The sequence below is a fragment of the Gemmatimonas sp. UBA7669 genome, from assembly GCF_002483225.1.
Taxonomy (GTDB): Bacteria; Gemmatimonadota; Gemmatimonadetes; order Gemmatimonadales; family Gemmatimonadaceae; genus Gemmatimonas.
In genome coordinates, this window is record NZ_DLHL01000010.1 from 1 (window position 1) to 10347 (window position 10347).

The following is a 10347-nucleotide window of genomic DNA, read 5'->3' on the forward strand; positions in this document are numbered from 1 at the left end:
GCGGTTGCAGTCAAGGACTGCGGTGGCAGTAGCGACCCAGACCGCAGTCAACTTCGACCAATACTGCTGTACCGAAAGCCTAGTCCGCGTACCACCGCCGGCCGGTACACATTCCGCAGGTCCACAAAGACGCGGTCCGCCATCGCCGCGCCAAGCCGCTCGAAATCCAGCGCCCGGAACTCATTCCACTCCGTCAACAGCGCCACCGCACTCGCTCCCTCCGCGACCGCATACGGGTCGTCGCACCACGCCACACCCGGCAGCAGTCGCTCCGCCTCGTGCATGGCCTCGGGGTCGTACGCCCGCACCACCGCCCCCGCGTCCTGCAGCGCCGGAACAATCGACAGCGACGGCGCATCGCGCATGTCATCGGTATTGGGCTTGAACGCCACCCCCAGAATGCCGATGGTCTTGCCGCGTACATGGCCGCCGCAGGCCTGCATGATGCGTCCGGCCATCGCGCCTTTGCGGCGATCGTTGATCTGCACGACGGTTTCGACAAGACGCACCGGCGCGCCCACTTCCTGCGCCGTGCGCGTCAGAGCCAGCGTGTCCTTGGGAAAACACGACCCGCCGTAGCCCGGCCCCGCGTGCAGAAACTTGCGGCCAATACGTCCGTCGAGTCCCATGCCACGCGCCACGTCCTGCACATCAGCGCCAAGCTTCTCGCACAGGTCGGCCATCTCGTTGATGAACGTGATCTTGGTGGCGAGAAACGCATTGGCGGCATACTTGGTGAGCTCCGCCGTCTCGAGCCCCGTCATCACGATGGGTGTTTCGGTGAGATAGAGCGGACGATACAACTCACGCAGCACCGCCTGCGCGCGCTCACTCTCGCAGCCAATGACCACGCGGTCGGGCCGCATGAAGTCGCCAATGGCCGAGCCTTCACGCAGGAATTCGGGGTTGGACGCCACGTCGAACTGTGCCGTCGAATTGGTCTCGCGCAACACCTCGCGCACGATATCGGCTACGCGTCGGCCCGTGCCCACGGACACGGTGCTCTTGGTGACGATGACGGTGTAACGGGTGAGCGCGCGTGCCACCTGTGCGGCGGCGTCCTCAATGTAGCGCAGGTCGGCGTGTCCGTCGCCGCGTCGGCTTGGTGTGCCCACCGCCAGAAATACCACATCCGACTCGGCCACGGCATCTGCGAGCTCGGTATGGAAATGCAGCAGGCCGCGTGACTGTCCACGTGCGACCAGGTCATCGAGACCCGGTTCGTAAATGGGCATGCGGCCCGCGCGCAATGCGTCGATTTTGCTCTGGTCCTTGTCGATGCAAGTGACCGTGGTGCCGAACTCGGCGAAGCAGGCGCCGGAGACGAGGCCCACATAGCCGGTGCCGATCATGGAGATCTTCATGGCACCAGCTTCGCGCGGGCAGGTCTGGGCTAAGTCATGACCCTGCTACAATTGCGCAACGTCAGAGATGAGGCGTGGGAGATGAGACCTTGTAAGGTCGAACGGCGTAAGGTGGGACCGCGCGAAGGAACTGGTCAGAGATGAGACGCCGAAGATGGGATGTTTGACGCGAGAGATGGGAGACTATCGCCTGGCCTGCCAGCGTCTCGGGTGGCGCTTCTCGTGGATGACGGCAATAACCGAAATTCCGGCAGGTAGGACCACGAAGTACGCGACATACGGGAAGCGGGGAAGTGGCGCCTTTCGCACATCATCAAGTGCCACCGCAAATGTCTCTGGCGACCGCTCAATTGCAGCGAGTACGACGCGGACGGTTCGGAGAAACTCGAACCCCAGACCAATTCGTCGCTTCTGGTACCAGACGAAGGCTTCGTGGAGATCGTCCTTGGCCTCAGCACGAAGGAACAGGGCGGCGCTCACGCGCCGCCGGATTCGATCTCGTCGAGTGCCTCGCGCCACGGCTGACCGAGATTACCGTCAGCCGCCAAAGCAGACCGGCGCCGGCGCAGCTCGGATGCGTTCTCCTCAGAGAGCGACATCCCCGAAGGCTCAAGGCTGTCCCACAGCTGCTCGGCCAGCTCGATGCGCTCTTCAGGCGTGAGGTGACTGAAGTCGAAAATGGGCACGCTCATATCGCGAAAGTTGAGAGGCCGAGGTAGGAATGCAAGCGGGCCAACTGAAGGTGGTGTAGCCAGCCCGTTACCGCATCAACGCGTTCACGATCAGGCTCTCGAGAATCCCCAGCCCGAAGTACGCCACCAACACCGAAATGTCGATCATCCCGATGGTCGGGATCACGCTGCGCAGCGGAGCCAGGAACCACTCCGTGAGCTGATAGGACCAGCGCCACCACTTGCTGTATGGGCCGCCGCCCACCCAGCTGGAAATCACGCGCGCGAACAGCGCGATGCGCAGAATGCTGAACGTCCAGCGAATGAGCACCGCCACCAATGAGCTGCCCGACTGGCTGGCCATGAACAGCATGATGAGTTCATTGCGCAGGAACTGGATGGTGCTGATGAGCAGCAGGCCGCCCAGAATGACCACCGCCAGGGCCCAGAGCGGCGCCGAGGTCGGTGTGCCGCCCGCGCGCAGCAGGCGGCGCTCCATGGGGGCCACCAGCCAGGGGTCCACGCGCTCCCGAATGAACCGCGCCGCGCCAGAGAACGGCGATATGCGCCGCGTGCGCACCGCCCACGACCCCGCGGCGCCAACCGCCGCCACCGCGCCAAACACAAACACCGTGGGGCGCAGGAAGAAGAGGAGCGTATCCAACGCCCCGACGATGACCTCAATCATGCGTTCAATCTACCCCACGCACCTGCCCAATGCTCCGACCCAAACTCCGACCCCGACCCCAACCCCGACCCCGACCCAAACCGCAGTTCGCCGTCAGGGCTGCTGCACCAATGGCTTCCGGCGCAAAGGCTTCCGTCCGCCCGGCTGTCGCAGTTTGCCGTTGACCCATCCTCCGATCATCACATATCCCACACTCACGCCCATCTCCCATATCCCAACTCTCCCCGTCCAATCCAACCAGGCCAGCAACCAATAGCATCCCAGCACCACGAGCGCGTCAAACACCGAAACCCGCCCCCTCCACCACCCCACCGGAAACAACAACACCCCGAGCCACGCCATCTCCACCATCCATGCCCAACGCGACTGCACCGTCACCAGCGACTGCAGCATCGCCCAACCCACGGTCGGCAACAGCTCCACCCGTGCCACATCCCCCGACCCCGACACAGACCCCGACCGCAGTTCCAGCGTGTGCCGCGACGCCATCCCCGACAACACCAGTTCGCGCGGATCGTCCAGGCTCCGCCCGGCAAACGCCCCATCCAACACGACCGAAGGGAACGTCAGTCCCCAGCTCCACGCCCGCCGCGTCACCCCGAGTTCCGCCGCATCCTTGTTCACCCGCAGCTGCATCACCGGCGCCGTATCACCCGGCAGATGCAGAAACACCAGCGGTACCGCATACGGCTCCGCCTCGCGTCCGCGCACGAAGTTCTGCACGCGCACCGTGTCCGGCTCTGCGTCCAGCTGCACAATGAATGGCCCGCTCCACCCGCGCGTGAACTGTACCCGTCCGTTCACCAGCACCGAGTCATTGCTGCCACCGTACCACGCCTGACCCGGCACATGCGGATACGGACTCGCCTCCGCCGAAACCGAGCCATGGGCAACAGCAGGACTTCGCGGCGCCATGGCCAGCGCTGTCAGCACAAACACCCCAAGTGCGCCGCCGAGCCACGATGCATGCAGCACCCGCGCGCCCATCTCGCTCGGCCGCACAAGCCACGGCCCGCATACCACGAGTGTCGCACCAAACAACGCACCCAGACCGTTGGTAATCACATCGGCCAGCGCCGCCGATCGTGATGGCGGCACGCCAATGGACTGCAGCCACTCAATGCCGAGGGAGAACACCAGCCCCAGCCCCAGCGCCATCCCTATGCGCAGTCCACCGCGCAGTCGCGACAACACCCACGCCGCCGCCAAACCAAACGGCACGAACAACAGCACATTGCTCACCGCGTCCGTCAACCACAGTCCTCCGCACCTCAGGCACCACTGCGGCGGAATCTGCGACGACACAATGGGATTGAACGGCAACAGCGTGGCCGTGATGATCACGACCACGCTGCATAGCAACGCCCCGAGTCTGAGGAAACTCACGACTCAGAACTTCAACTCAAAGCTCAAAGCTGACCGATCCAGCGGCACACACTACCGCAGTACCGCTTTCGCAATCGTCTGCAACTGCATATTGCTCGTCCCCTCATAAATCGTCCCGATCTTCGCATCACGGTAGTACTTCTCGACCGGGTACTCCCGCGTGTAGCCGTAGCCACCAAAGAGTTCCACGCAAAGCGACGTGACCCGCTCGCACATCTGCGACGCGTACAGCTTGGCCATCGCGCCCTCGCGCGCAATGTCCTGTCCCGCGTCTTTCAGGCGCGCCGCGTTGTACACCATCAGCCGCGCCGCCTCGAGCTCCGTCGCCGCCTGCGCCACCTGGAACTGGATCCCCTGGAACTCCGCCAGCGCCTTGCCGAACTGCTTGCGTTCCTTGAGGTAGCCCACCGCCGCGTTGAGCGCGCCCTGCGCCACACCCAGCATCTGCGCGCCAATGCCAATGCGGCCCTCGTTCAGCGTCTCGATGGCAATCTTGTATCCTGTGCCCACGTCGCCCAGCACGTTGGCGTCGGGCACGAACACATTCTCGAAGTGCAGGCTGGTGGTGCTCGAGGCACGAATGCCCAGCTTGTCTTCCTTCTTGCCCACCGTAAAGCCCTCCATGCCGAGCTCCACGATGAACGCCGTGATGCCCTTGTAGCCCATGTCGGGTCGCGTGTTGGCAAACACCACGAACACGCTGGCTTCGCCACCGTTGGTAATCCATGCCTTGCTGCCGTTGAGCACCCAGCCGCCTTCGGCGCGCGCCGCGCGTGTGGCCAGACCAAACGCATCCGAGCCCGAGCCCGGCTCCGACAGCGCGTAGGCGCCAATCGTGTCGGCCGTCATGCGCGGCAGAATGCGCGCGCGCTGCTCGTCGTTGCCGTAGCGGTGCAGGGGATAGTTGACCAGCGTGTTCTGCACGTCCACCTGGATGGCCGCGCTCGCGTCCACCTTGCTCAGCTCTTCCACGGCCAGCGTGACCATCATGAGCGAGCCGCCGGCGCCGCCGTACTGCTCGGGCAACTCGATGCCCATCAGGCCCAGCTCGAAAAACTTGGCCGTGAGCGACGCGTCCACCTTGCCGGCTTCCTCCATCGCCCGCACACGCGGGCGCACTTCCGACTCGGCCAGTTCGGCCACAGCAGCGCGGAACAGCTCCTCTTCTTCAGAGAGCAGGGTCAGGGGCGGACGGACGGATTCGGACACGGTATGCGACATGGTCTGAGGTGGAGGGAGATACCGGGGAGTATGACCACCCCGAACGATTTAAGGCCCGGCGCCGCCAAATCCTAGACGTGGCCGCGGTGGCACGCGGTGGAATGCGGGCCAAATGAACCAGGAATGAGCGCGGAATGGTCGAGTCCGGCACGGCGGTTGCTCCCTGTATCGCAACGTGAGAGCCCTTGCCAACCCCGTGACAACGCCCGTGCCAAACGCAACCGTTAGCAGCACAACCACTTACGAGACGTTTACGGCCACAGCGCGCCGCCCGTTGGGCTGGGCGCTCGTGGCATGCGCCTTGGGGGTGTTGCAGGCTTGCAGCGGTGGCGACGCACTGGCTCCGGAAGCTGTGGGTTCCCTGCCTCAGTCCACGCCGCAAACCAGCAACCTGGCCGCTCCGCAGATTCATGCGCTGTCCAGCGACACGGCCACTGTCGCCGGCTCCCATGCCATCCTCGGCAGCCACCTGCCCACCGCACTCGGCAGCCTGCGTGTGCAGGTGGATGGCGTGGATGCCCGCATTGTGGCCCAGTCATCCACGCGCCTCGAGTGGCAGCTGCCTGCTGACGCGTTTCCCTGCGCCGCCCCCCAAACCCGCCGCCTCAGCGTCTCTGGTCAGGGCATTCAATTCGAGGCCAAGGTGCTGGTCCACACCGCCCGCCGCCTCAGCCTCGACCCCAACAGCCCCGCTGTTGAACTCAAAGCGGCCGACGCCACCTGCATCGAGCTGGCAGCCCCCGCCGACCGCGCCTACGCCAAATACCTGATCGCCGTGGTGAACCCAAACCCGGCCCACACAAACTCAACACCCACCACTTCCCACTCAAAGCTCACAGCTGCAGTCAACGAACCCAGCAGCCACCCCTCCCTCATCGTCCCCCCGGCTCCCGCCCCCTCGGCTTCTGGCGTAAAGGCTTCCGTCGCCTCGGCTCTCGCAGTTTCAAACATCGGAGCCATCCACGGCACCGTCCCCATCTCAATTCCCGTCTCCGGCTGCTCGTCCTCTCCGGTCTCACAGACCCGGACCGCTTTCATCGGGACGAGCATAAGAATTCTCGAAGACCTCACCTCGCCCCACGCACAAAAGATGGACAAGGAGCTCGAGGCCATCGGCCGCGAGTTCGACCAGACCATCCTCCCCCTCATTCAGCAGCACTTCGGCAACCCGCTCGCTCTCGATCATGCCACCAACCGCGACCGCCGCATCACCCTGGTCCTGACGAAAACCGTCAACGACTCGCTGCCCGGCACCGCGGCCTTCGTCAGCGCCTGCAACTTCCATCCGCGTCGCACTTTCGCCGCCAGCAACGAAGACGAAGTCATCTTCGCCCGTGTGCCTGCCGCCACCGAGCGTCCCAGCGACTGGCGCCGCGCCATGCGTGCCACGCTGGTGCACGAGACCAAGCATCTCGCCAGCTATGCCGAGCGCATCGCGCGTGGCGCCGGCTTCGAGGAGCCCTGGCTCGAGGAGGCCACGGCACGTGTGGCCGAAGAACTCTATGCCCGCACCTTCATTGCCACCGGCGGCAACACCACGCTTGGCTATGAAGAATCCGTGGGCTGTGAGCTGCGTCACTGTGACGAGCGGCCGCTGGTCATGTTCAAGCACTTCTCGGCCTTGCACGACTGGCTGCGCAACGTGGACCGCGTGAGCGCGCTGGGTGCCACGCAGCTCACGGCCATGCACTACGCCAGCGGCTGGAGTTTTGTGCGCTGGGCCCTCGACCACTCAGCCAACGAGCGCGCCACGTTGCGTGCACTGGCCACGGGCACACACGGAAGCGGTCTCGAGGGACTGGCCGCGCTCACCGGGATGAAGTCGGCCGACATGGTCACCCAATGGATGAGCGACCTCGCCGCCAATGTCGAAGGGGCCGAGGCAGTTGGACGCAGCACGTGGAATGTGGCCGCGGTGTTGCGCGGCATGGCGCAGGAACTGCCCGGTGCCTACGACGCCAACCCGCTGCGTGCCACGCGTGTCATGTTGGGTGAAGATGTGACTCTAACGGATGACGTGCTGCCGCTCTCCACGCGTTACATTGCGCTCAATGGTACGCATCGTGAGACCCAACGCCTGTCCCTTGCGCAACCCGCTGCTGTGTCGGGCGGCGGGCTGCGCATTGTGCTGCGGCGTCTCCACTGAGCTCACGGCCACGCGCCGTTTGCGCGAGGTCGGCTGATGGCCTGGCTTCGCGGCGCGCGCCATACCCTGTGGTTGTTGCGCACCCTCCCGCCCGGTGCCTCGGAGTGGATGCTGCGCCGCCGCTTCGAGCGGAAATCTGCGCGGGCCCGGCGACTGGCCAGGGCATTGGCTGAGCGCGAGGGCCGTCTGATTTTTGTGTGTCATGGCAACATCATGCGCAGCGCCTTCGCTGCCGCCGTGGCCCGTCAGACCGTGCCGCAGCACGCGCGGGACGTGCAATCCTGTGGCACCCACGCCAACAGCGGCGGGCTGGCCGAGCGCACCGCGCTGGTCGTGGCCGAGGAAATGGGGGTGAGCCTCGAGGAGCATCGTTCGAGCAACTTCACCGATCTCCAGCTGTCGGCTGACGATCTGGTGGTGTGCATGGACCGCGGCAACGAGGCTCGCGTCATCCACTACCTCGGCCAGGGCCGGCGGGTGTTTCTGGTGGGCGACATTGACGCGCTGGCGCGGGCAGAGCACACGCAGCCAGTGGCGGCCGGCATGCAGGCCGGTTCCCAAGGTGAAACGGCGCCGGTCGGCCGCCTGGGCACCGCAAAAGGCGTCTGGGAACGGGAAGTGCCCGACCCGTTTGGCAAGGGCGCTGAGGTGACGCGGGAGGCTTTCGCGCGCCTGTCCCAGAGAGCGGCGTGGTGGGCACGCCGCTACTTCGATCAGGGTCAAGCTCAACAGTAAAAACTTGAATGCAGACGGGGGATGCACAGGTTCTGGGCGGGCGTGTCATGCCGTATGGACGGGGTGTCACAGCGTGATACAGTGGGTGTGATTGGAGTCACGGCAACGCGTTGCGGGCTCGACTGGGGGTCGTCACCATGACGAGTCCTCAGTTCCTCAGCAGTGCCGCGTCCGCAGAACCGTCTCGAAGCCGATTCAGGGAAGCGACAAAGGCAAACCCGTTGAAAAACGGGGACGCAAAGCTCCAGGGCTACCGCTCCGCACGAAGGTGTGTGGGCTACGCCGGCTGAGCTACCGAACGCATACGGTCCCGTGGAGGCCCAAGTGCACCCCCTGTCAACCCGGTGGCCAAAGAGTGCCGCCGTCCTCGCTGTCCTCGCCCTGGGCGCCTGCGCGCCCGACCAGACCGTTTCCTCCACGCCCGAAGTCCAGGATTTCGCCAGCGCGGCCCGCAACACAGTCGACTATTCCTCCCTCTCGCTGTCCGGCGAAGTGAGCCTCAAGGTGGGCACGAGCACCAAGCTCAGCGTGCGCACCTCCTCGCGCAGCCGGGGTAGCATCAAGTGGCAGAGCTCCAACCCCGGCGCGGCCACGGTGAACAGCCAGGGCAACGTGACGGGCCAGTCTGTGGGCTCGGCCTACGTGACCGCCAGCGGCTTTGCCGTGAACGAGACCTACCTGGTCAGCGTGACCCCGGCGTACACCCTGACCAGCTTTACCGTGTCGCCCAGCACGGGCACGGCCCTTGCTCCCGGGCAGACGCGGCAGTTCTCTACGCAGCAGCTCTGGTCGGATGGCCAGACCCGGAATTTTGGCGTGACCTACACGGCCACGGGAGGCAGTATCAGCAGCAGCGGTTTGTTCACGGCGGGCAGTGTGGCCGGAAGCTTCATGGTCATTGCCAACTGCCTGTGCGGCGCACTGGACACGGCCTTTGTTACCGTGGAGCTGCCGGCGCAGCTCACCAAGATCACCGTGAGCCCCAAGATCGTGAGCCTGAACGCGGGTGCCACCCAGCAGTTCGGCGCCACGGCCAACTGGAGCACGGGGGCGACCACACTGCCGCCCATTACCTGGAGCGCGACGGGTGGGTCGATATCGACCGGCGGCCTCTACACGGCGCCGACCACGGCGGGTACGTATCGCGTGATCGTGGCGCACTCGGGTGGGACGTTGCGGGACACGGCGACGGTGACGGTGACGTCCACAACAACCGCACCGCCACCTCCGACGGTCGGTTGGTCCATCGAACGAAACTTCAATTCGGGTGCAGTTGGTTCGTACGCTGGAACGGGTGCGTCGGGTTTTGACGACGCGGCGGGTCGTTCAATCATCAGTTCGGACAAGAGCGTTGATGGAGGATTGTCCGCTCGCTTGAGTATTGACTCGGCGGATACCGGGTTCGGTTCGTGGGGGGGAGTGATCAACTTTCCGACGACCCTGACGCAGGGTGCAGACCTCTGGCTTCAGCTCTACATCTTCGTACCATCAGACTTCGTCGTTAAGACACCCGGGAACGGCAGCCTAAAGTTCATTCGAGTTCGTACCAAGACCTCATCGGGCTCAAACGCCGGTTACAATGACATCCAGATCCAGGATGACGGCGAGTGGGAAAGCTCGTTCAGAATGATCAAAGAACGTCAAGACTGGTGGTTCAAGTTCGGTGCGCCAGGAACTTTCAAGAAAGGGCAGTGGCAGAGGATCTCGGTCAACTTGAAGATGTCTTCTGCAACCGGTTCACAAGGGGCGCGCGTAAGGGTCTGGCAGGATGGCATGCTGTTAATCGATGAGAATCGCATGCAGACCCTTAGTTCGACCACCGACTTCGCTGATGCTCTCTATCTCTTCACCTATTGGAACGGCGGAGCACCAAAGAGTCAAAGCCTCTGGGTTGATCAGATTCGTATTTCTAATTCCAAACCTGCGTGGTCACAGGACCTCGAGCGCGTTGATCAGTAGGTCAGTATCCACGCAGTTGAAGAGAAGTAGAATGAGTTGTCGGGACGCATGCAAATTGCATGCGTCCCGGTAATCCCCCCTGAAAAGAGCGGTCGCCAAAAGTGGACTTTTCTCGTACACTGATCCGAGGAGGTTCCCATGAAGACATCGCGGTTTACCGATAGCCAGATCATCGCG

Annotated in this window: 9 protein-coding genes and 1 riboswitch; of the genes, 3 read left to right on the top strand and 6 right to left on the bottom strand. The window is 64.1% G+C overall.

What is annotated here, in order from left to right; translation table 11 throughout:
- Positions 1 to 47: 47 nt before the first annotated feature.
- From B2747_RS02430 to B2747_RS02455, 6 genes are all read right to left on the bottom strand, one after another.
- Entirely contained in the window at positions 48 to 1364 is a 1317-nt protein-coding gene (locus B2747_RS02430; protein WP_291156432.1) for a UDP-glucose dehydrogenase family protein, read from the bottom strand.
- A gap of 183 nt (positions 1365 to 1547) precedes the next feature.
- Positions 1548 to 1844, bottom strand: coding sequence for a hypothetical protein (locus B2747_RS02435; RefSeq protein ID WP_291156434.1), 297 nt, complete (start codon positions 1842 to 1844; stop codon positions 1548 to 1550).
- Complete coding sequence (locus B2747_RS02440; protein ID WP_291156437.1) at positions 1841 to 2056, bottom strand: addiction module protein; 216 nt, start codon at positions 2054 to 2056, stop codon at positions 1841 to 1843. The genes B2747_RS02435 and B2747_RS02440 overlap by 4 nt, the downstream gene beginning before the upstream one ends.
- 67 nt (positions 2057 to 2123) lie before the next feature.
- Positions 2124 to 2723, bottom strand: a complete 600-nt coding sequence (locus tag B2747_RS02445) for a YggT family protein (protein ID WP_291156440.1) — start codon at positions 2721 to 2723, stop codon at positions 2124 to 2126.
- A gap of 93 nt (positions 2724 to 2816) precedes the next feature.
- On the bottom strand, positions 2817 to 4109 hold the full coding sequence (locus B2747_RS02450; RefSeq protein WP_291156443.1) for a VanZ family protein: 1293 nt from the start codon (positions 4107 to 4109) through the stop codon (positions 2817 to 2819).
- A gap of 51 nt (positions 4110 to 4160) precedes the next feature.
- On the bottom strand, positions 4161 to 5330 hold the full coding sequence (locus B2747_RS02455; RefSeq protein ID WP_343125853.1) for an acyl-CoA dehydrogenase: 1170 nt from the start codon (positions 5328 to 5330) through the stop codon (positions 4161 to 4163).
- A 352-nt stretch (positions 5331 to 5682) separates the two neighbouring features.
- Here B2747_RS02455 and B2747_RS02460 point away from each other — a divergent pair, with 352 nt between their 5' ends.
- The 3 genes from B2747_RS02460 to B2747_RS02470 all read left to right on the top strand — a co-directional run bounded on the left by B2747_RS02460 (position 5683) and on the right by B2747_RS02470 (position 10170).
- Positions 5683 to 7476, top strand: a complete 1794-nt coding sequence (locus B2747_RS02460; RefSeq protein ID WP_291156448.1) for a hypothetical protein — start codon at positions 5683 to 5685, stop codon at positions 7474 to 7476.
- Between the two features lie 36 nt (positions 7477 to 7512).
- Positions 7513 to 8211 (top strand): low molecular weight phosphatase family protein, encoded by a 699-nt coding sequence (locus B2747_RS02465; protein ID WP_291156450.1) that lies wholly within the window; start codon positions 7513 to 7515, stop codon positions 8209 to 8211.
- A gap of 201 nt (positions 8212 to 8412) precedes the next feature.
- Positions 8413 to 8510, top strand: a riboswitch (cyclic di-GMP riboswitch).
- Positions 8511 to 8535: 25 nt separating this feature from the next.
- The gene (locus B2747_RS02470; protein WP_291156452.1) at positions 8536 to 10170 is read left to right on the top strand and encodes an Ig-like domain-containing protein; all 1635 of its coding nucleotides are present in this window, start codon (positions 8536 to 8538) and stop codon (positions 10168 to 10170) included.
- Positions 10171 to 10347 lie beyond the last annotated feature (177 nt).